The sequence below is a fragment of the Azospirillum sp. TSH64 genome, assembly GCF_003116035.1.
In the GTDB taxonomy this organism is placed as follows: domain Bacteria; phylum Pseudomonadota; class Alphaproteobacteria; order Azospirillales; family Azospirillaceae; genus Azospirillum.
The window spans coordinates 2942320-2961962 of sequence record NZ_LGQW01000015.1 but is presented as its reverse complement, the minus strand read 5'-3'; the positions used below and the strand labels follow the sequence as shown (position 1 = coordinate 2961962).

17 protein-coding genes are annotated in these 19643 nt (G+C 68.6%); 8 read left to right on the top strand and 9 right to left on the bottom strand.

What is annotated here, in order from left to right; genetic code table 11:
* The first annotated feature begins 73 nt into the window (after nt 1-73).
* Complete coding sequence (locus TSH64_RS14965; RefSeq protein WP_109446014.1) at nt 74-1957, top strand: FHA domain-containing protein; 1884 nt, start codon at nt 74-76, stop codon at nt 1955-1957.
* Nucleotides 1958-1978: 21 nt separating this feature from the next.
* On the opposite strand, the gene TSH64_RS14960 is transcribed toward TSH64_RS14965, so the two are convergent.
* The 3 genes from TSH64_RS14960 to TSH64_RS14950 form a co-directional block, all read right to left on the bottom strand.
* Nucleotides 1979-3271: an MFS transporter gene (locus TSH64_RS14960; RefSeq protein WP_109446013.1), complete on the bottom strand. Its 1293-nt coding sequence runs from the start codon at nt 3269-3271 to the stop codon at nt 1979-1981.
* Nucleotides 3272-3474: 203 nt separating this feature from the next.
* A complete protein-coding gene (locus TSH64_RS14955; RefSeq protein ID WP_109446012.1) occupies nt 3475-4230 on the bottom strand; it encodes a hypothetical protein in 756 nt (251 codons plus the stop codon).
* Between the two features lie 111 nt (nt 4231-4341).
* Nucleotides 4342-5379, bottom strand: coding sequence for a DUF4118 domain-containing protein (locus TSH64_RS14950; RefSeq protein WP_109446011.1), 1038 nt, complete (start codon nt 5377-5379; stop codon nt 4342-4344).
* A 320-nt stretch (nt 5380-5699) separates the two neighbouring features.
* Between TSH64_RS14950 and TSH64_RS14945 the strand changes: the two genes are divergently transcribed.
* From TSH64_RS14945 to TSH64_RS14910, 7 genes are all read left to right on the top strand, one after another.
* Complete coding sequence (locus TSH64_RS14945) at nt 5700-6734, top strand: amino acid ABC transporter substrate-binding protein (protein ID WP_109446010.1); 1035 nt, start codon at nt 5700-5702, stop codon at nt 6732-6734.
* 67 nt (nt 6735-6801) lie between these two features.
* Nucleotides 6802-7959: an amino acid ABC transporter permease gene (locus TSH64_RS14940; protein ID WP_109446009.1), complete on the top strand. Its 1158-nt coding sequence runs from the start codon at nt 6802-6804 to the stop codon at nt 7957-7959.
* Nucleotides 7956-9131, top strand: coding sequence for an amino acid ABC transporter permease (locus tag TSH64_RS14935; protein WP_109446008.1), 1176 nt, complete (start codon nt 7956-7958; stop codon nt 9129-9131). The genes TSH64_RS14940 and TSH64_RS14935 overlap by 4 nt, the downstream gene beginning before the upstream one ends.
* A 20-nt stretch (nt 9132-9151) precedes the next feature.
* Nucleotides 9152-9895, top strand: a complete 744-nt coding sequence (locus TSH64_RS14930; RefSeq protein ID WP_109446005.1) for an amino acid ABC transporter ATP-binding protein — start codon at nt 9152-9154, stop codon at nt 9893-9895.
* 35 nt (nt 9896-9930) lie between these two features.
* Nucleotides 9931-10638, top strand: a complete 708-nt coding sequence (locus TSH64_RS14925; RefSeq protein ID WP_098735879.1) for a response regulator — start codon at nt 9931-9933, stop codon at nt 10636-10638.
* 568 nt (nt 10639-11206) lie between these two features.
* On the top strand, nt 11207-13435 hold the full coding sequence (locus tag TSH64_RS14915) for a HAMP domain-containing methyl-accepting chemotaxis protein (RefSeq protein WP_109446001.1): 2229 nt from the start codon (nt 11207-11209) through the stop codon (nt 13433-13435).
* A 56-nt stretch (nt 13436-13491) separates the two neighbouring features.
* A complete protein-coding gene (locus TSH64_RS14910) occupies nt 13492-14508 on the top strand; it encodes an amino acid ABC transporter substrate-binding protein (protein ID WP_247872945.1) in 1017 nt (338 codons plus the stop codon).
* Nucleotides 14509-14517: 9 nt separating this feature from the next.
* Here the strand turns inward: TSH64_RS14910 and TSH64_RS14905 are convergent, their stop codons facing one another.
* The 6 genes from TSH64_RS14905 to TSH64_RS36105 all read right to left on the bottom strand — a co-directional run.
* Nucleotides 14518-15231 (bottom strand): ABC transporter ATP-binding protein, encoded by a 714-nt coding sequence (locus TSH64_RS14905; protein WP_109445997.1) that lies wholly within the window; start codon nt 15229-15231, stop codon nt 14518-14520.
* Entirely contained in the window at nt 15221-15976 is a 756-nt protein-coding gene (locus TSH64_RS14900; protein ID WP_109445995.1) for an ABC transporter ATP-binding protein, read from the bottom strand. The genes TSH64_RS14905 and TSH64_RS14900 overlap by 11 nt, the downstream gene beginning before the upstream one ends.
* Nucleotides 15973-17007 carry a branched-chain amino acid ABC transporter permease gene (locus TSH64_RS14895; RefSeq protein ID WP_109445993.1) on the bottom strand — a complete coding sequence of 345 codons (1035 nt, stop codon included), beginning with the start codon at nt 17005-17007 and terminating at the stop codon, nt 15973-15975. The genes TSH64_RS14900 and TSH64_RS14895 overlap by 4 nt, the downstream gene beginning before the upstream one ends.
* A complete protein-coding gene (locus TSH64_RS14890; RefSeq protein WP_109048582.1) occupies nt 17004-17873 on the bottom strand; it encodes a branched-chain amino acid ABC transporter permease in 870 nt (289 codons plus the stop codon). Before TSH64_RS14890 ends, TSH64_RS14895 begins: the two co-directional genes overlap by 4 nt.
* 230 nt (nt 17874-18103) lie before the next feature.
* On the bottom strand, nt 18104-19303 hold the full coding sequence (locus TSH64_RS14885; RefSeq protein ID WP_109445991.1) for an ABC transporter substrate-binding protein: 1200 nt from the start codon (nt 19301-19303) through the stop codon (nt 18104-18106).
* Between the two features lie 119 nt (nt 19304-19422).
* The coding region (locus tag TSH64_RS36105) for a hypothetical protein (protein ID WP_211099163.1) at nt 19423-19643 on the bottom strand (221 nt) is incomplete at its 5' end.

Genomic DNA, 19643 nt, shown 5'->3' with positions numbered 1-19643 from the left:
TCGCGAACAGGGACGTAGCCGGGCGCCAATCGGAAAAGGACACTCCGACCGGGGCAAGCCAAAGGGGGACGGTATGGCGATGTCCAAGCGGCGCGAAGCGCGCTTCGAGGTGGTGGTCGAGCAGGGCGGCAAGCCCAACATCGACGGCGTCTTTGAAGACGAGAAGTCGGCGACGGAACGCGCCAACTTCCTGCTGCGCCTTGCCAAGTTCCCGGTGGTGCGCGTGGTGAAGGTCACCGGCACCGGCCGGGAAGAAACCATCTTCCAGAAGACCTCCTCCGGCGGCGCCAAGCTGACCACCATCTCGCCCATCGAAACGGCCAACCTCTGCACCGACGTGTTGCAGGTTTTCTCCTTCGACAGCCGGATGACCCTGCTGCGGTTGCTGCGCGGTTACTGGGACGACCAGGGCGTCATTCCGTCGGAGCAGCTTCACCGCTACTATCCGTTGCGCTACTTCGAGCGCGAGGCGCTGCTGTTCAATCCCGCGGTCAGCCGGCTCGCCACCCTCCAGGCGCCGATGCTGGGGGTGAAGCCGCATGAGCGCTACGACCAGATCACCCGCCTGTTCACGGCGCTGAAGGAGCTTGCCCAGAAATCCGACACGCTGGCCCCCTACGACCAGGCCCTGATGCGCGGCGGGATTTCCGGCCTGCTGCTGGCCGCGGTCGACCGGCCGGTGGAGGAGCGCGACCGCATCGTCACCCATGCCTTCGCCACCCTGCTGGAACCGCATCGGGAGTGGGGGGCCAAGCTGACCGCCGTCCTGCGCCTCCACCAGGAGGGCGATGGCGAGAACACCCGTTTGGTCGATGAGTTCTCCGCGGAGATCGTCGACGGTCGGGAGCCGATCCGCGCCCTGATCGGCTATGCGCCCGATCTCGCCTCCGCCCTGCTGGCGCTGCTGGCGGCGCTGCGCGGCGATCTGGACGACCGGCTGCCCCACACCGAGCCGCTGCTGGCGCTGTCGAACGCGCTGGCCTCCGACGGAACCGGCTTCGGCTTCGCCCGCACGCGCGAGGCTCTGCTGCACCGCATCCGCGGCGGGCTGGACGGGCTGACCCCGCTGACCCGCAGCGGGGCGGCCAGCGACGCCCGCGCCTTTGCCGCCATCGTCGACGGCATGATCGCCTTCGACGGCTATATGGGCGGTCCGGCCATGGCCGAGTCGCTGACCCGCCGCGGCAAGACCGTCTGGGCCACCGGCGGCACCGACCTGCCCTTCGAGGAGACGATGATGCGGCTGGCCGGCCGCTTCACCACGGCAGCGGGGCGGCTCGGCTATCTGCTCGACCTCGGCGCCAGCCCCTATGGCCACAAGAAGATCAGCACCGTCATCCAGCGCGTCGCCGACGAATTCAACCGGGTGAAGTCCGCGGCGGAGCTGGCCGCCCCCGGCGCCTCCCTCCAGGAGGTGCGCGAAGGGCTGGGCCGCCGCCTGCGCGCCGCCGGCATCCCGCGGGCGCTGGCCGACGGGCTGATCGCCAAGATCGCCGCCATCCCCGATGACCAGCGCGTGTCGGTGACCGGCATCGGCGTGGTGACGGGCCTGCGGACCGGAGCCGCGCCGCATGCCCAGCCGACGGACATGACGGTCGACATGCGGGCCCCGCCGGCGCCGGCGCTGCGCCTGACGCTCAGCTACCAGGGCCGGACGGTGGCGGTGCCCGATGCTGGCGGCGATCTGGTGATCGGACGCGGGGCGGACTGCGGCATCATGCTGGACCACGCCTCCGCCTCGCGCCGGCATGCGCTGATCCGGCTGCGCGACGGGGTCTTCACGCTTGAAGATCTCAGCCGCAACGGCACCCGCCTGGTGCCGCAGGCCGGCGAGCAGCGCCTGCTGAAGATGGGCGACGTGGCGCCGCTGTCCGGCCGGGGCGAGATCGTCATCGGCTCCCTCGACCTCGGCGAACATCCGGCGCGCATCGCCTGGAGCGTGGCCGGGGGGCGCTGACTTCCTGGCGATGCCGGCCGCTCAGTCCCCGGCGCAGGCCTCGGCCAGCCGGGCCTCGGACTCCCGGGACTCGGACTCCCGGGACTCGGCCGCGCGGCTGGCGGCACGGCTGGCCGTCGCACGGTCGTCCAGCAGCGCCACCGCCCACACCGCCAGACCGCCCAACGCCAGCGCCGCGCCGACCCAGCCGGTGGAGGTCCAGCCCCAGCCGGCGGCGATCGCCATGCCGCCCAGCCAGGGGCCGAGCGCGTTGGCGGCATTGAAGGCGCTGTGGTTCAGCGCGGCGGCCAGCGTCTGCGCATCCTCCGCCACATCCATCAGCCGGGCCTGAAGGGGCGTGCCGAGACCGCCGCCGCAGCCGATCATGAAGACGACGATGGACACCAGCCACACATTGCCGGCGGCGAAGGGATAGAGCGCCAGCGACCCGGCGCTCCACAGCAGGGTGAAGGCGACGGTCGGCATCAGGGCGCGGTCGGCGGCCCAGGCGCTGACCAGCGTGCCGACGGTCATGCCAGATCCGAACACCGCCAGCACGACCGGCACCATCGCCGGCGACACCTGCGTCACCTCCATCAGGGTGGAGGCAACATAGGTGTAGACCGCGAACATGCCGCCGAAGCCGATGGCGCCGATGCCCAGCGTCAGCCAGACCTGCCGCCGCTTGAGCGCGCCCAGTTCGCGCAGCGGGCTGGCATCCGGGTGCGGCCGGTCGTTGGGGGCGAAGATCCAGACCAGCACCACGGTCAGCAGGGCGAGCAGCCCGACCACGCCGAAGCCCCAGCGCCAGCCCAGCACCTGACCGATCCAGTTCGCCATCGGCACGCCGATGACGGTCGCCACCGTCAGCCCCAGCATGGTCCGCGCCACCGCCTGCGCCCGGCGCTGCGGCGGCACCAGCGAGGCGGCGACCAGCGCCGCGACGCCGAAATAGGCACCGTGCGGCAGCCCGCTCATGAAGCGGAAGGCCAGCATCCAGCCATAGGAGGGCGAAAAGGCGCTGGCCACGTTGGCGGCGGCGAAGACCGCCATCAGCCCGATCAGCAGGGTCCGCCGCGCCACCCGCGCCGCCAGCACCGCGATCACCGGCGCGCCCACCACCACGCCCAGCGCATAGGCGCTGATGACATGGCCGGCGGTCGGCTCGTCGATGCCCAAGCCCTGGGCGAAATAGGGCAGCAGGCTCATCGTCGCGAATTCGGTCGTCCCGATGGCGAATCCACCCATGGCGAGCGCCAGCAGCACCAGACCGGGATGGGCCGAGGCCAGCTGTGCCTCGGCACGCAGGTCGCCGTGATGGCCGGCAGACGCCATTGTCGTTTCTCCGCTGTCGCGCTGGGTCAAGGAAGGCGAAGCCCGGCGGCAGGGAAATCGAAAGCAACCGGGGCAGGGTCAGGATATTTGCCTACCCCCCGCTGAGGCAATCCGCCGCAGGCCGTTAATTCCGCAGGTGCGAAATGACCGGCGGGCATGGCTTATGCCCTCTCCCCCAGGCGAGAGAGGGCTTTCAAGCACCCTTACAGCAGGTCCTTGAACAGCGGCATCTCCGCCGCCTTGTCCCGCTTGCGCGCCTTCTTCGGCTTGGCCGTTTCCGGCTGCTCCAACGGCAACTCGGGTGCGGCCACCGGCTTCGGCGGTTCGGCAGCGGTTGGTTTCGCCGTGGGCGGCTTGGCGGCGCGCGGTTTGGCAGCACGCGGTTTGGCGGCCGGTTCCGCGGCGACCGGCGGCGCGGGCTCCGGTGCCACGACGACCTCCGGCTCAGCCGGCGGCACGGGCGGCTCCACGGGCGGTGCCACGGCCGGCTCGACTTTTTGCTCGACCTGCGGCTCCACCGGCGCCACCGCCTCGGGCGGCAGAGCGGGAGCCGCCTCCGGCGCCGCTTCGGCCGCGGGCTTGGCCTTCTTCTTCCGGGACGGCGGGCGCGGCGGGATGCCGACGCCCTCCTTGGCGCGCTGCTTGGCCTGGTCGCGGGCCTGCGCCTCCGGGGCGGCGGGGTCTTCGCTCAGCCATTTGCGGCGCTTGATGACCTCGTTCACCCGGCCCTGATTCACCCCCAGCTGGAAGGCGATCTCCTGCTGGGTCATGTTGGTGGTCTCGTGCAGGTGCAGGATCTCGGTTGCCAGCTCCGGAGTCATCTTGCGCCCGGTCAGCCGGCGCGCCGGCCGGACGGAACGCTGGGAGCGGTCGCGCGCCCGCAGGGACTCCAGGATCTCCAGCGCGGCCGTGTTGCCCGACGCCTTCAATGCGTCCTCGAATTCCTTCAGCGTCGCCATAAGTCCTCTCCTGCTTTCCTCTGCCGGTTCCCCGCAGCAACCGGCAAGATCACAGATAGTTCGTCCGATGGCGACGGAAAAGCCGCGATCGGAGTCGGTGCAGATGCCGCATCAGGCCGGAAAATGCAATTCGATCCGCGTGCCGGTGCCGCCGGCAAGGCCATTTGCCGGGCCATGGCTTAGCCGGCCGGACAGCTGGGCGGCCAGACTCTGGATGATCTTCCAGCCCAGGCTGGGCAACCGCTGCACGTCGAAGCCGTCCGGCAGACCGACTCCATCGTCCACCACCAGCAGACGCAGTTGGCCAGGCTGGTCCGGCAGCTCGGCCAGTTCGATGGTGACGGTGCCGCCGTCGCGGCCGGCGAAGGCGTGCTTCAGGCTGTTGGTCAGCGCCTCCACGATCAGCATGGCCAGTGCCAGCAGCCGCTCTGGCGACTGCGGTGCCGCCTGCACGGTCACGCGGCAGGTGACGCCGGACATGCCGGCCGCCGCCAGCATGTCCCGGCACAGCCCGTCGATGTGGCTGCCGAAATCGTCGCCGGATCGCGGGTCGTGCAGGCGCCGGTGCACCCGCGCCATGGTGTCGAGCCGCTTCCCAGCCTCCTCCAGCGCCGCCAGCGCCCCTTCCGGCGACTGGTTGATCGACCGCCGTTGCAAGGCAAGCAGGGCGGAGACGAACTGCATGTTGTTGGCGACGCGGTGCTGCAGCTCGTGGAACATGGTGGTCTGCGCCTCCAGCAGGGAGGCGGTACGGCCGCGCTCCTCGTTCAGGCGCGCCAGCGTCACCTGCATGCCATGGATCAGCGCGATGTCGACGGTGACGATCACGGCATAGAAGGCCAGCGCCAGCCCGACGGAGGCATCCAGACCGAGGGAGTAATAGGGCGGAATGAAGAAATACCAGGCCGCCAGTCCCGACAGCACCGCAACCGCCACCCCCGGCCCCCGACCGGCCATGAAGGTGGTCAAAATCACCGCCGGAAAGAAGGTGAGATAGGGAAAGCCGGTGGGCAGGGTGCCGTCGGCGGCCAGACGCAACACCAGCGCGACAGCGAAAGTCAGCAGGGCGGCGCCATAGCGCTGCACCGGCCCGCGCCGCAGCAGCGAAAAGCGCGCAAACCACCGCCAGACCGGCCGATCGGACCCCATTCCCTCAAAACCCCCAGGATTCCCGGCGAAAACATATGGCCGGCACCAATCGCTTGTAAGGGCAAGGCCAAGCCCGTGCACGTGAATTATCGGCCGGCCCCCGTGACCATCGTCGGGAGAAGCCCGGCCATCGCCTTCGCCGTGCGCGCGGCCCATCTGTCCAAAGCTGTTCACATTTCCACCACATCCGTTCATGACGGGCGGGCACTTTGTTCAATCCACGGAGCGATTGTGGCGGCATGCGGCGGCCGGAGCCCCCTGCCCCGGCGCCCAAAGAACCACCAAGGCTGAAGGAGCCCCGCCCCGTGAAGACCCGTGCCATGAAGTCCCGTCTGAGCGCGCTCGCCATCGCGGCCACGCTGTCGGTCTCCGCTTTCGCCCTGTCCGGCACGGCCCAGGCCGGCGCCACCTTCGACGGCGTGAAGCAGAAGGGCTACGTCCAGTGCGGCGTCAACCTGGGCCTGTACGGCTTCTCCTCGCCCGACGACAAGGGCAAGTGGTCGGGCCTCGACGTCGACATGTGCCGCGCCGTCGCCGCCGCCATGTTCGGCGATGCCGAGAAGGTGAAGTACACCCCGCTGTCGGCGCAGCAGCGCCTGCCGGCGCTCCAGTCCGGCGAGATCGACCTGCTGGCCCGCAACACCACCCGCACCCTGACCCGCGACACCGCCAACGGCCTGAACTTCGCGCCGACCAACTATTTCGACGGCCAGGGCTTCATGGTGTCGGCCAAGCTCGGGCTGAAGAGCGCCAAGCAGCTGAACGGCGCCACCGTCTGCGTCCTGCCCGGCACCACGACCGAGCAGAACGTGTCGGACTACTTCCGCGCCAACAAGATGACCTTCAAGCCGGTCGTCATCGAGAAGAACGAGGAGCTGAACAAGGCCTTCTTCGCCGGCCGCTGCGACGCCCTGACCTCCGACGCCTCCCAGCTGGCCGCCATCCGCGCCGCCGAGGTGCAGAACCCCAACGACTACGTCATCCTGCCCGAGCTGATCTCCAAGGAGCCGCTGTCCCCGGCCGTGCGCCAGGGCGACGAGGAGTGGATGAACCTGGTCACCTGGGCCTTCTACGCCATGGTCCAGGCCGAGGAGAAGGGCCTGACCTCGGAGACCGTCGACGCCGCCATGACCTCGCCCGATCCGGACGTGAAGCGCCTGCTGGGCGTCACCGCCGGCAACGGCAAGGCGCTGGGCGTCGAGGAGAACTGGGCCTACGCCATCATCAAGCAGGTCGGCAACTACGCCCAGAGCTATGAGCGCAACGTCGGCTCGGGCTCCAAGCTGAAGATGCCGCGCGGCCAGAACGCCCTCTACACCGAAGGCGGCCTGATGTACGCCCCGCCGATGAAGTAAGGGCGCCCTCCCTCCCTTCCCCTTCCGGGGGAAGGGAGGGCCTTTCACCCCCGCACGGAGCAACACCATGACAAACCCGGTCCAGGCGCTGAATTCCGCGCGCGTGCGGGGGTGGCTGTATCAGGCTCTGTTCCTGGCCTGCGCCCTCGCCGTCGCCTGGTATCTCGTCTCCAACACCCTGACCAACCTCGCCACCCGCGGCGTCGCCACCGGTTTCGGCTTCCTGCACCGCGAGGCCGGCTTCGAGATCGGCGAGAGCCTGCTGCCCTATTCCGCCTCCGACACCTATCTGACGGCGCTGGTGGTCGGCCTCCTGAACACGCTGGCGGTGTCGGCCGCCGGTGTCGTGCTGGCGACCGTGCTGGGCGTGCTGATCGGCATCGGGCGGCTGTCGTCCAACTGGATGGTCAACCGCTTCGCCACCCTGTATGTCGAGACGGTGCGCAACGTCCCGCTGCTGCTGCAGCTGGTGGTCTGGTACACGATCCTGAACCGGCTCCCCAGCCCGCGCGAGGCGCTGGAGGTGCTGCCGGGCATCTTCCTCAGCAACCGCGGCATGAAGTTCCCGGTCCTGGTGGAACATGCCGGCCATGGCTGGATCCTGCTGGCGCTGGTCGCCGGCATCGCCGCCGCCATCGCCGTCGTCCGCTACGGCCGCCGCCGGCGCGAGACCACCGGCAAGCCCTTCCCGACCCTGCCGGCCGTCATCGCCGCCCTGCTGCTGCCGCCGGCGCTCGCGTTCATCGTCACCGGCGCCCCGCTGGCCTTCGACGTGCCGGCATTGGCCGGCTTCAATTTCGAGGGCGGCGGATCGGTCACCCCGGAATTCACAGCACTGCTGATCGGCCTGTCGGTCTACACCGCCGGCTTCATCGCCGAGATCGTGCGCTCCGGCATCCTCGCCGTGCCGCACGGCCAGACCGAGGCCGGGCTGGCGCTGGGCCTGTCGCCGGGCAAGATCCTGCGCCTCGTCATCCTGCCGCAGGCGCTGCGCGTCATCGTGCCGCCGCTGACCAGCCAGTATCTGAACCTGACCAAGAACAGCTCGCTGGCCGTCGCCATCGGCTATCCGGACCTGGTCAGCGTCTCCAACACCTCGGCCAACCAGACCGGCCAGGTGGTGGAGGCAGTGGCGATGATGATGCTCGTCTATCTCATCATCAGCCTCGCGATCTCCGGCTTCATGAACTGGTACAACCGCCGCGTGGCTCTGGTGACCCGATGAGCAAACAGTTCCCGGCCGATCCGGCCCCGATTCCCACCGCTCCCGTCCCCCCCGCCCATTGGGCCGCGTCCTACGAGGAGGAGCCGACCCAGGCCTCCGCCCCGCCGCAGGCCAACGGCATGACGGCGCTGAAGCCCTTCGGCTGGGCGAAGGACAACCTCTTCAACACGCCGCTGAACACCGCGCTGACGCTGGCCTGCCTGTTCCTGCTGTGGCTGGTGGTGCCGCCGATGGCGAACTGGCTGCTGCTGAACGCCAGCTGGTCCGGGTCGTCGGAGGCCTGCCGCGAGGCGGCCGGCGCCTGCTGGTCGGTGATCGTGGTCAAGCACCGGCTGATCTTCTTCGGCACCTACCCCTATGACGAGCAGTGGCGCCCCTTCCTGGCCTGCGCCCTGTTCGTGGCGATGCTGGGGGCCAGCGGCGTCCGCGCCTTCTGGCGGCCCTGGCTGGCCGTCGCCTGGGCGCTGACCCTGGTCGGCATGGGCGTGCTGATGTGGGGCGGCATCGCCGGCCTCACCTATGTGCCGAACGACCGCTGGGGCGGGCTGCCGATCACGCTGATGCTGTCGGTCTTCTCCATCGCTCTCGCCTTCCCGCTGTCGATCCTGCTGGCGCTGGGCCGCCAATCCTCGCTGCCCGCCATCCGTACCTTCTGCATCGGCTTCATCGAGACGATGCGCGGCGTGCCGCTGGTCAGCGTGCTGTTCATGGCGTCGGTGATGTTCCCGCTGTTCCTGCCGGAAGGCGTCACGGTCGACAAGCTGCTGCGGGCACTCGCCGGCATGACGCTCTTCACCGCCGCCTATCTGGCCGAGGCCGTGCGCGGTGGCCTGCAGGCGATCCCCAAGGGCCAGTACGAGGCCGCCGACGCCCTTGGCCTCAGCTACTGGCAGAAGACGATGCTGATCGTCCTGCCGCAGGCGCTGCGCATCGTCATCCCGCCCATCGTCAACCAGTTCATCAGCGCCTTCAAGGACACCTCGCTGGTCACCATCGTCGGCCTGTACGACCTGCTGACCGCCGCCACCGTGGCGACGACCGACCCCGAATGGCGCCCCTACTTTGCCGAGGTCTATGTCTTCGCCGGGCTGATGTTCTGGATCTTCTGCTTCAGCATGTCGCGCTACAGCCAGTGGCTGGAGCGTCTGGCCAACCGCTACACCCGCCGCTGACCGGCCCTGGAGAACGACCAATGACCGCCAACGCCATCATCGAACTCCGCAAGGTCGGCAAGTGGTACAACAGCTACCACGCGCTGCGCGACGTCAGCATCACCATCGGCAAGGGTGAGAAGGTCGTCGTCTGCGGCCCCTCCGGGTCGGGCAAGTCGACGATGATCCGCTGCATCAACCGGCTCGAGGCGCACCAGACCGGCCACATCATCGTCGACGGCATCGAGCTGACCGACGACGTCAAGGCGGTGGAGAAGATCCGCCGCAAGGTCGGCATGGTGTTCCAGAACTTCAACCTGTTCCCGCACCTGACGGTGCTCCAGAACCTGACGCTGGCCCCGATCTGGGTCCGCGGCATGGCGAAGTCCGAGATCGAGGAAATCGCCATGATGTACTTGAAGCGGGTGCGCATCCCCGACCAGGCGCACAAGTTCCCCGGCCAGTTGTCCGGCGGCCAGCAGCAGCGCGTCGCCATCGCCCGCGCGCTGTGCATGCGCCCCGAGATCATGCTGTTCGACGAGCCGACCTCCGCACTCGACCCCGAAATGGTCAAGGAGGTGCTGGACGTCATGACCGAGCTGGCGGGCGAGGGCATGACCATGGTCTGCGTCACCCACGAAATGGGCTTCGCCCGGCAGGTCGCCGACTCTATTGTCTTCATGGCCGAAGGCTCGATCATCGAGAGCGGGTCGCCGGCCGAATTCTTCGAAAACCCGAAAAGCGAGCGCACCCGCCAGTTCCTGGGCCAGATCCTGGAGCATTGAGGCAAAAGGCGCGCTGAGAGGCGGACAAGAGGGTCATGGCGGCGACCATTGCCATCACCGACGACGACGCGGTGACGCGCGAGACGCTGAAGTCCTATCTGACGGATGAGGGCTTCGACGTCCTGCTGGCCCGAAGTGCCGAGGAGCTGAAGGATCTGCTGGCGGCGGCGTCGGTGGACGTGGTGCTGCTCGACATCCGGCTGCCGCGCCAGGATGGGCTGACCCTGACCCGCGAGCTTCGCGCGGTGTCGGAAATCGGCATCATCCTGGTCAGCAGCCGGGCGGAGAAGCTGGACCGCATCATCGGGCTGGAGATGGGGGCCGACGACTACATCGCGAAGCCCTTCGAGCCGCGCGAGATCCTGGCCCGGGTGCGGAACCTGCTGCGCAGGCTGAAGGCGCCGGGCGACCAGCGCGACGACCGCCGGCGCTGCTTCTCCGGCTGGACGCTGTGGCTCGACCGCATGCGCCTGACCGACCCGCAGGGCAACCCGGTGCGGCTGACCGGTGCCGAGTTCGAGCTGCTGTCGACCTTCGTCTGCAACCCCGGCCGGGTGATGAACCGCGACTATCTGCTGACGGCGACGACGCGGCGCAAGACCGACGCCACCGACCGCACCATCGACAGCCTGGTCCGCCGCCTGCGCCGCCTGATCGAGACCGATCCGGCGGACCCGAGGCTGATCGTCACCGTCCACGGCACAGGCTACCTGTTCGCCGGCGACGTCACGCAGGATGGGTAAGGAGTTCTTCGAACCGGCCGGAATCCCCTCTCCCCCCGGGGAGAGGGTTAGGGTGAGGGGGTCGCGCGGCGAGGATCTTCATAGAGTCGCACACTCCCCCATTCGCCACCGAATCCACTCCCTGCATCCCCCTCACCCCGACCCTCTCCCCAGGGGGGAGAGGGGGTATAGGGCGCCCATCCACCTAACCCCGAGCAAACTCCCCCGTCGCTTCAGTCTCGCGGCGGCCACGCGCTCGGCAACCTGGGCCACGGAAATCGCGAAAATTTTTTGCGCGCTTCCGTGGCCCATTTTTTATGCGTTAACGCGGGCAGACAGCCTGCTCCGAAGTCAATCCACCACATCCGGTTGCTTTTCTTCTTGTCGGATTCCCCCCTGGGAAAGTCATAGACCGCATATCCGCCCAAAAGACCACCTGTTTCCTTGGCGCCTTCATCCCCGCTTGCCTCAAATGCAAACGAAAAGACACGAACTGTTCACAAATGAACGCTAAACCGTTCAAAGGGCCCTGCGACGATATGCGTGTAGCAATCCGTTGAAACCGTTCACTGGCGGCGGGGGTTTGGGCATGACGGCGATCTCGACGAATGCGGGCAGCACCCTGGACGATGGCGGTGCGCGCCACCGCTTCTGGACCCTGCGCCGCGCCATGGTGTCGGTGGTGGGCGTGCTGGTGGCGGCGCTGATCGCCAGCCAGGCCTGGGTGTCGCAGCGTTACACCGACTTCGCGCTGACCACCTTCAACAGCAGTGCCGCGGCCACCCTGCGGGTTCTCGCCAACGACCGCATCCGCAAGAACTACACGGACTGGCTCCAGGGCCATGCCAACGAATGGAGCCGCGACGCCTTCCTGGTCGACAGCATCAACCAGAAGGACCCGGCCAAGACGATGCTGGCGCTGAAGAACATCAACGCGCGGCCCGTGGTGGTCGACCGCGAGGTGCGGCTGGTCTCGGTCGCCGTGTTCGACGCCGACATGGCGCGCATCGCCGCCACCGGCGGGGAGCAGGACAGCGTCGCCACCGTCGCCCCGCTGTTCGAGGCGCTGAAGACCCGCGACATCGCCGACAAGCGCCGTCCGGCCAGCCTGCTGTGGCGCGACGGCCAGGGTCGGCCGCTGTTCAGCATGATCGTCCCCATCGGCGGCTTCCGCGTCCTGGGCTTCCTGGAGGTGGTGACCGATCCCCTGCCCGCCCTGTCCAACCTGGGCGCCGTGCTCGACGCCGACATCCGCATCACCGACGCCAAGGGCGGCGTTCTGTTCGAGGCGAAGGGCGGCGAGCCGTCGGCCCATGCGCAGCTCTCCACCACCACCGTGGCGCTCGGCGGCGATGGCGGGCTGCCTTGGGCGACGGCGGAGATCTCGCGCGACGTGTCGGAATTCGTCGGCGCGACGGAGGCCCTGCGCAACGACGCCCTCAAGATGGTCGCCGCCTTCGCGCTGGCCGTCGCCATCGCCGCCGCCCTGCTCCTGCGCGTCGCCGTCATCGCCAACCTGCGCAAGTTCGCCCGCGCCATGGAGCAGATCGCCGCCGGCGACCTGTCCATCGAGGTTCCCCGCACCGGCCGCGACGAGCTGGCGGTGATGGCCGCCGCGCTGCGCCGCCTGCGCGGCAGCGTCGAGCAGGTGCTGCTGATGAAGCGGATGGTCGACAGCAGCCCGGTGCCGACCGCCCTCCTGCGCACCGACGGCCCAAATGGCGAAGGGCAGGTCGGCTTCATCAATCCCGCCGCCCGGACCTTCTGCGAGGCGCACGGCATCGACCCGGCCGGCCCCGACCTGCTGGCCCAGGGGCCGGACTTCACCGCCGCCTGCACCGACCCCGCCCGTCCGCAGATCCCGCGCCGCACCCTGACGGTGGACGAGACGACGGTGGAGGCCCATGTCGACACCGTGTTCGACGACCAGGGCAATGTGCTGGGCAAGACGCTGTCCTGGACCGACGTGACCGAGCAGATGCGCTCGGCAGCGCTGGCCCGCCAGCTGATGGAGGACGTGCATCAGGTGGCGTCGGGCGTCGCCACCCAGTCGGGCCAGCTGCGCGAGCTGGCCGACGCGCTGCGCCGTGAATCCTCCGGCACCATCGACAGCACGGTCAGCGCCGGCAGCTTCGTCGCCGAGAGCAACCGCAACGCCAACACCTGCAACGACAGCGCCGGCACGCTGATGGACACCATCGGCACCGTCTCCAGCCTGACGAGCGAGGCGGCCGGCGTGGTCGGCGCAACGCTGGGCGAGCTGACCGCCGCCCGCGAGGTGGTCGGCCAGCTGGGCGACAACACCGAGCAGATCCGCCGCATCGTCGACGTCATCACCGGCATCGCCCACCAGACCAAGCTCTTGGCGCTGAACGCCACCATCGAGGCGGCGGCGGCCGGCGTGGCGGGCCGCGGCTTCGCCGTGGTGGCGGCGGAGGTGAAGAAGCTGGCGGAGGAGACTGCCAACGCCACCGTGCAGATCGCCACGTCGGTCAGCGCCATCAACGGCAGCATCCAGAACACCGTCGGCACCTTCGCCCGCATCTCCGGCTCGGTCGAGCGCATCAGCGAGGTGCAGGAGCTGATCGGCGGTGCCGTGGCCCGCCAGACCGACTCCTCCACCGACATCCGCCGCCGCGTCGGCGTGATCGCCGGCAACACCGGCGAGGTGGCGAGCCTGATCGACGGCGTCAGCGCCCAGGCCGCCCGCACCGGCGACATCGCCGCCTCGCTGACCGAAACGGCGAACACGCTGGCCGAGGAAGCGGCTTCGCTGCATAGTCTGCTCGGCACGCTGCGCGCCGGGCAGGCGGCCTGACCCCGCCCGCCGCCGGCACGCGGTGGAAGAGGCGGGTCAGGGGAATGGGTGTCGGAATGCGGCTGGTGTTGCTTGTGCTGCTGGCGATGGTTTCGGCCTTACCGGCCTGGGCCGAGGACGGCGACACGCTGGAGCGCATCCACGGCCGCGGCTTCCTGATCTGCGGCCTGCGCAGCGGCGTCAGCGGCATCTCCTTCTCCGACCCGCAGGGGCATCTCGACGGTTTCCTGGTCGATGTCTGCCGGGTCTTCGCCGCGGCGACGCTCGGCAACGCCCAGGCGATCCGCGTCGTCCGCCTGCCGGAGAAGCCGCAGGAATTCCAGGCGGTGGAGAAGCACGAGGTCGACGTGGCGCTGACCACCACGACCTGGACCTTCAGCCGCGAGCTGTCGCACGACATCGAGTTCCTGATGCCGCTTCTGCATGACGGCCAGGGCTTCGCCATCCACTCGGACGGCACCCCGCCGCCGCCGCTCGACCGGCTGGGTGTGCGCACCGTCTGCGTCAAGACCGCCACCACCACGGTCCGCAATCTGGAGGACCATATCCGCAAGTCCGACCTGCCCTGGACGATCCGCACCTTCCAGACGCTGGACGAGGCGTTGCAGGCGTTCCTCGCCCATGAATGCGACCTGCTGACCACCGACCGCACGGTGCTGGTGACTTCGCTGGCCGGCTACCGCCAGGCGGGGATGGGCATCTACATCTATCCCGACGTGATCTCGCGCGAGCCGCTGACGCCCTACATCGCGCGCGGCGACCGCAACTGGTACGACATCACCCGCTGGGTGCTCCACGCCATCGTGCTGGCCGACGCCAAGGGCGTCACCTCGGCCGACGTCCAGGCTGGCCGCATCCCCGACGATCCCGAACTGCACCGCATGCTGGGCCACGCCGGCAGCGTCTCCCGCACCCTCGGACTGCCCGACGACTGGGCCTTGCAGGTGCTGGCCCAGGTGGGGAACTACGGCGAGATCTTCGACCGCAACCTCGGCACCCCCTACGGCATGGACCGCGGCCTGAACAAGCCCTGGACCCAGGGCGGCCTGCTCTACGCGCCGCCGTTCCGGTAGGAGTCCCCCCTACGCCGCCAGCGCCACGCCCAGATGGCGCTCCAGCAGCGCCGGATCGGCCTTTGCCTGCGCCGCCGGCCCGGCATGCACCACCCGGCCGCGGTCGAGGAAGACCACGCGGTCGGCGAAGTCCAGCGCGCGGTCGACCTGCTGCTCCACCAGCAGGATGGTCATGTCGAGCCTGGACAGCGCCGCCATCAGCGTGTCGCAGATCACCGGCGCCAGCCCTTCCAGCGGCTCGTCCAGCAGCAGCACCGTCGGCTTGCCCAGCAGGGCGCGGGCGACCGACAGCATCTGCTGCTCGCCGCCCGACAGTTCGCCGCCGCCGTTGCGCCGCCGCTCGCCCAGCCGCGGGAACAGCTCGTACGCCTCCTCCAGCGCCGAACGCGGCCGCCCCTTCAGCCCGGTGACGAGGTTCTCCTCCACCGTCAGCGATTTGAAGATGTCGCGCGTCTGCGGCACATAGCCGAGCCCGGCCGCCGCCCGTGCCGAACTGCTCATCGCGCTGAGATCCACCCCGTCCAGCCGGATGCTGCCGCCATGGCGGGTGGTCTGGCCGACCAGCGTCGCCAGAATCGTCGTCTTGCCCACCCCGTTGCGGCCTAGCAGGGCCAGCCGCCCGCCCGCCGGCACGGCCAGCGACACGCCGTCGAGGATCAGCGTCTTGCCGTAGCCGGCGCGCAGATCCCCGACCTCGAAAGCCCCACGCGGCTCAGTGTGCATCGGCACGGCTCCCCAGATAGACCTCGCGCACGCGCGGGTCGGCGACGATCTCCCTGGCGGTGCCGCTGCACAGCAACCGCCCCTGCGCCAGCACGACGATGGTCTTCGCGAAGCGGAACACCAGATCCATGTCGTGCTCGATCATCAGCACCGCCAGATCCTTGGGCAGCCGGTCGATGGCGTCGAGGATGCGCTGGCTTTCCGAATGGGGCACGCCGGCCGCCGGCTCGTCGAGGATCAGCACCTTCGGCTTCATGGCGAGCGCCAGCGCGATCTCCAGCAGCCGCTGCTGCCCGTAGGCCAGCGAGCCGACCGCCGTGTGCGCCGCATGGGTCAACCCCATGGCATCGAGCAGCCCCGCCACCTCGTCGGCCAGCCCGGCCACCTTCGCGACATTGGCGAACGGGCGGAAGGTGCGGCGGTCGCGCTGGAGGACGGCCAGTTCCAGATGCTCGCGCACCGTCATCGACTTGAACAGCCGCGCCACCTGGAAGCTGCGGATCAGCCCCAGCCGCACCCGTTCCGCCGCCGGCAGCCTCGTGATATCGCGGCCGTCCAGCCGGATGGTGCCGGCGCTGGGCGGGATCACCCCGGTGACGAGGTTGACGAAGGTCGTCTTGCCGGCCCCGTTCGGCCCGATCAGGGCACAGCGGTCGCCGGCACTCAGCGTCATGGTGATGTCGGACGACACCTGCAAACCGCCGAAATTCTTGGACAGCCCCTCGACCTCAAGAAGCTTGGTCATGCCCCACCCTCCCCCTGTCCAGCCGGCCGGCGCAACAGCCCGCCCAGCCGCTCCAGACCCGAGGCGATGCCGCCGGGCAGGAACAGGACGATGCCGATCAGGAACAGGCCGATGAAGCCCATCCAGTGGAAGGGATCGCTGGCGGCCAGGATGTGGTGGATGCCCATGAAGGCCGCCGTGCCGATCACGGCACCATAGAGCCGCCCGGTGCCGCCCAGCACCAGCATCACCAGCGCCTCCGCCGACCAGGGGAAGCCGGCGCTGTCCAGCCCGACGATGCCGCTGGTGACCGCGGTCAGCCCCCCGGCCACCCCGGCGAACACCCCGGCCACGCCATAGAGCGCCACCAGATAGGATTTCGGCGAGCCGCCGATGGCGGAGATCCGCAAGGGATCCTCCTTCACGCCACGGCAGGCCAGCCCGAAGGGCGAGCGCACGATCCGCCGCGCCACCAAAAGCCCGGCCACCAGCACCGCCAGCGCGAACAGGTAGGAGGTGCGGCCGAACATGTCGAAGCGGAACAGCCCCAGCACCGGAGCCGGGTCGATGCCCGACAGCCCGTCGCTGCCGCCGGTCCAGTCGCGCGCCTTGTTGGCGACCTCCTGCACGATCTGCCCGACCGCGATGGTCAGCATCAGCAGGGTCAGCCCGCGCGCATGCAGGATCAGCGCACCGGTCGCCAGCGCGATCAGTCCGCCGGCAAGCCCGCCGGCCGCCAGCATGACGAAGGGGTCGTTGTTCCAGTTGACCGCGACGATGCCGGCGGCATAGGCGCCGGTGCCGAACATCGCCGCCTGCCCCAGCGTGGCGATCCCGCCATAGCCGAGCACGAGGTCGAGCGACAGCACGAACAGCGCCGAGGCGGCGATGCGGGTCAGCAGCGCCAGATCGTCCGGCAGCAGCCAATAGGCGGCCAGCCCGGCCAATGCGACCAGCGGAATGCCGATCCAGCCGAGATCGCGGCGCCGCCCGAGCGGAGCGGGGCGGGTCACCGCGCCGGCCTTTCCGTCGCGCTCGGCGACGCTCGTCATGCCGTCCTCCCTTTGAAGAAGCCGTGGGGCCAGCGGAACAGGATCAGGATCAGGGCGGCGTAGAAGAAGAACTCGCCGAAATTGGGGATCAAATATTTGCCGGCGGTGTCGACGATGCCGAGCGCCAGCGCCGCCGCCGCCGAGCCGAAGATGCTGCCCGCCCCGCCGACCGCCACCACCGCCAGGAACAGCACGATGTAGCGGATGGCGTAATAGGGCTCCAGCGGCAGCAGTTCCGCCCCCAGCACGCCGCCCAGCGCCGCCAGCCCGGTGCCGAGCGCGAAGGTCGCCAGATAGAGCCGCTCGGTCCGGATGCCCAGCGCCGCCGCCATGGCGGGGTCATCCACCGCCGCGCGCAGCCGGATGCCGAAATCGGTGCGCTCCAACAGCCACCACAGCCCCAGCAGGGTGGCCGCCCCGGCGCCGATCACGAAGGCGCGGTGGGTCGGGATCGATTTCGGCCCCAGCTGCACCGTGCCGGTCAGCAGATCGGGCAGCGGGATGCGCTTCAGCGTCGGACCGAACAGGTAATTGATGCCGGCGACGATGACGAAGGTCAGCCCGATGGTCAGCAGCACCTGCGCCAGTTCGTTGGCCGAGCCGTAGATGCGCCGGTACAACAGCCGTTCCAGCGGCAGCGTCGCCAGCACGGTCAGCGCCACCGCCACCACCAGCGCCAGCCCATAGGGCAGCCCGGCGCTCTGTGCTGCATAGGAGGCGACATAGCCGCCGACCATGGCGAAGGCGCCATGCGCCAGATTGACCACCCGCATCAGCCCCAGCGTCACCGACAGCCCGACGGAGATGATGAAGAGGATCATGCCGTAGGCGACCCCGTCGACGGCGATCCCGAACATGGTTTCCATGATGTCTCTCCACCCGCCCCTCCCCCTCTCCCCCCCGGGGAGAGGGTCGGGGTGAGGGGGAAGCACTGCGTGCCTTACCCGTAAATCCTGCCGCGCGTCCCCCTCACCCTAACCCTCTCCCCGCTTTCGGCGGACCTTTGGTCCGCCTGTCGCGTCAGCGCAAACGAAGTTTGCGCGAAAGCAGGGGGGAGAGGGCATTCTTACCGGGACGGGAGAGGGAGACCACCCCCTCACTTCGCCAGCTTGTACCCATAGTCCGGCTGCTTCGGGAACGACTGCTTCTCGACATTCTCCAATCGGCCGTCGACCATCTCGACAGTGCGCAGATAGATCGTCTGGGTGACGTGGCGGCTGTCGGGATCGATGGTCAGGGGACCGCGCGGGCTTTCCCAGCTCATGCCCTTCACCGACTCCACCGCCTTGGCGCCGTCGATCTTGCCGCCGCTGTTCTTGATCATCTGATAGATGACATGCGTGCCGTCATAGGCGCCGACCGAGGTGAAGGTGACGCTGTCGTAGGAGCCGAACATCTCCTTGTGCTTGGCGACGAAGGCCTTGTTCATCGCCGAGTCGTGCGCCCGGCTGTAGTTGAAGGTGGTGGTGATGCCCATCACCGCGTCGCCCAGCGCCGGCAGGTCCGGTTCCTGGGTCAGGTCGCCGGGGCCGAAGAACTTGATGCCCGCCGCCTTCAGCCCGGTGTCGTTGAAGGCCTTGGCGAAGGCCAGCGTCGTCGGGCCGGCGGGCAGGAAGGCATAAACCGCCTCGGCGCCCGAATCCTTGATCCGCTGCATGAAGGGGGCGAAGTCGGTGGACTTCAGCGGCATGCGGATGGTGTCCACCACCGTGCCGCCGTTCTTCTCGAAGGTGGTTTTGAAGGCGGCCTCGCCGTCGATGCCGGGACCATAGTCGCTGACCGCCGAGATCGCCTTCTTGATACCCTGCTTGGCCATGTGTTCGGCCAGCGGCACCGTGTTCTGCCACAGCGTGAAGGAGGTGCGGACATAGCGCGGCGACTTCTCCGTGATGGCGGAGGTCGCGGCGTTGAAGATCACGCAGGGGATGTTCGCCTCGTCGATCAGCGGGGCGACGGCCAGCGCATCCGGCGTGAAGAAATAGCCGGCGAGGAACGACACCTTCTCTTTGACGATCAGCTCCTGCGACAGCGCCTTGCTCTGCGCCGGGTTCGCCTGGTCGAGGTCCTTGTAGATGAACTCCACCGTGTCGTTGCCGACGGTCTTGCCGTGCTCGGCCTGATAGACCTCGATGGCTTCCTTGAAGCTCTTGCCCACCACGCCGAACGGCCCGGAGAAGGGGGCCACGACGCCGACCTTGATGGTGGCGGCACCGGCCGGACCGGCCGCCAGCGCCAGACCGAACGCCGCACCCAGCAGCGCGTTGCCCAACAGCGCGTTGCGCAGAGTCCTCGTCATCGTCCCTCCCACATGTGACCATATGCCGGCGCCGGAATTCGCTATTCCGGTCATTGACTGTTCCGTCCACCGTACTGAGGGAGGACCGAACCGTCAAGTGCGATATTTGATGTTATGTTCTATAATCGCACAAAATCAGTCATCAATTCAAGTATCTGATAAATATATTTTTTCTCTTTCATTCCGGTCGCATCGACAAAGCAATCCTCATGTTGCGCCGCAATATGGGCGATCATCGCACGATACAAGCATTTTTCGCCCTTGACAGTGCAGCGCACCGCTCGCCACTCTGTGCGTAACGACGAATATCTGTGCGATTTTCGCACATCCGGGAGGTCAT

Bases quoted from the DNA above. Each gene is read 5' to 3' on its own strand.
- TSH64_RS14965 (WP_109446014.1), top strand. From the start codon at position 74: ATGGCGATGTCCAAGCGGCGCGAAGCGCGCTTCGAGGTGGTGGTCGAG.
- TSH64_RS14960 (WP_109446013.1), bottom strand. From the start codon at position 3,271: ATGGCGTCTGCCGGCCATCACGGCGACCTGCGTGCCGAGGCACAGCTG.
- TSH64_RS14955 (WP_109446012.1), bottom strand. From the start codon at position 4,230: ATGGCGACGCTGAAGGAATTCGAGGACGCATTGAAGGCGTCGGGCAAC.
- TSH64_RS14950 (WP_109446011.1), bottom strand. From the start codon at position 5,379: ATGGGGTCCGATCGGCCGGTCTGGCGGTGGTTTGCGCGCTTTTCGCTG.
- TSH64_RS14945 (WP_109446010.1), top strand. From the start codon at position 5,700: ATGAAGTCCCGTCTGAGCGCGCTCGCCATCGCGGCCACGCTGTCGGTC.
- TSH64_RS14940 (WP_109446009.1), top strand. From the start codon at position 6,802: ATGACAAACCCGGTCCAGGCGCTGAATTCCGCGCGCGTGCGGGGGTGG.
- TSH64_RS14935 (WP_109446008.1), top strand. From the start codon at position 7,956: ATGAGCAAACAGTTCCCGGCCGATCCGGCCCCGATTCCCACCGCTCCC.
- TSH64_RS14930 (WP_109446005.1), top strand. From the start codon at position 9,152: ATGACCGCCAACGCCATCATCGAACTCCGCAAGGTCGGCAAGTGGTAC.
- TSH64_RS14925 (WP_098735879.1), top strand. From the start codon at position 9,931: ATGGCGGCGACCATTGCCATCACCGACGACGACGCGGTGACGCGCGAG.
- TSH64_RS14915 (WP_109446001.1), top strand. From the start codon at position 11,207: ATGACGGCGATCTCGACGAATGCGGGCAGCACCCTGGACGATGGCGGT.
- TSH64_RS14910 (WP_247872945.1), top strand. From the start codon at position 13,492: ATGCGGCTGGTGTTGCTTGTGCTGCTGGCGATGGTTTCGGCCTTACCG.
- TSH64_RS14905 (WP_109445997.1), bottom strand. From the start codon at position 15,231: ATGCACACTGAGCCGCGTGGGGCTTTCGAGGTCGGGGATCTGCGCGCC.
- TSH64_RS14900 (WP_109445995.1), bottom strand. From the start codon at position 15,976: ATGACCAAGCTTCTTGAGGTCGAGGGGCTGTCCAAGAATTTCGGCGGT.
- TSH64_RS14895 (WP_109445993.1), bottom strand. From the start codon at position 17,007: ATGACGAGCGTCGCCGAGCGCGACGGAAAGGCCGGCGCGGTGACCCGC.
- TSH64_RS14890 (WP_109048582.1), bottom strand. From the start codon at position 17,873: ATGGAAACCATGTTCGGGATCGCCGTCGACGGGGTCGCCTACGGCATG.
- TSH64_RS14885 (WP_109445991.1), bottom strand. From the start codon at position 19,303: ATGACGAGGACTCTGCGCAACGCGCTGTTGGGCAACGCGCTGCTGGGT.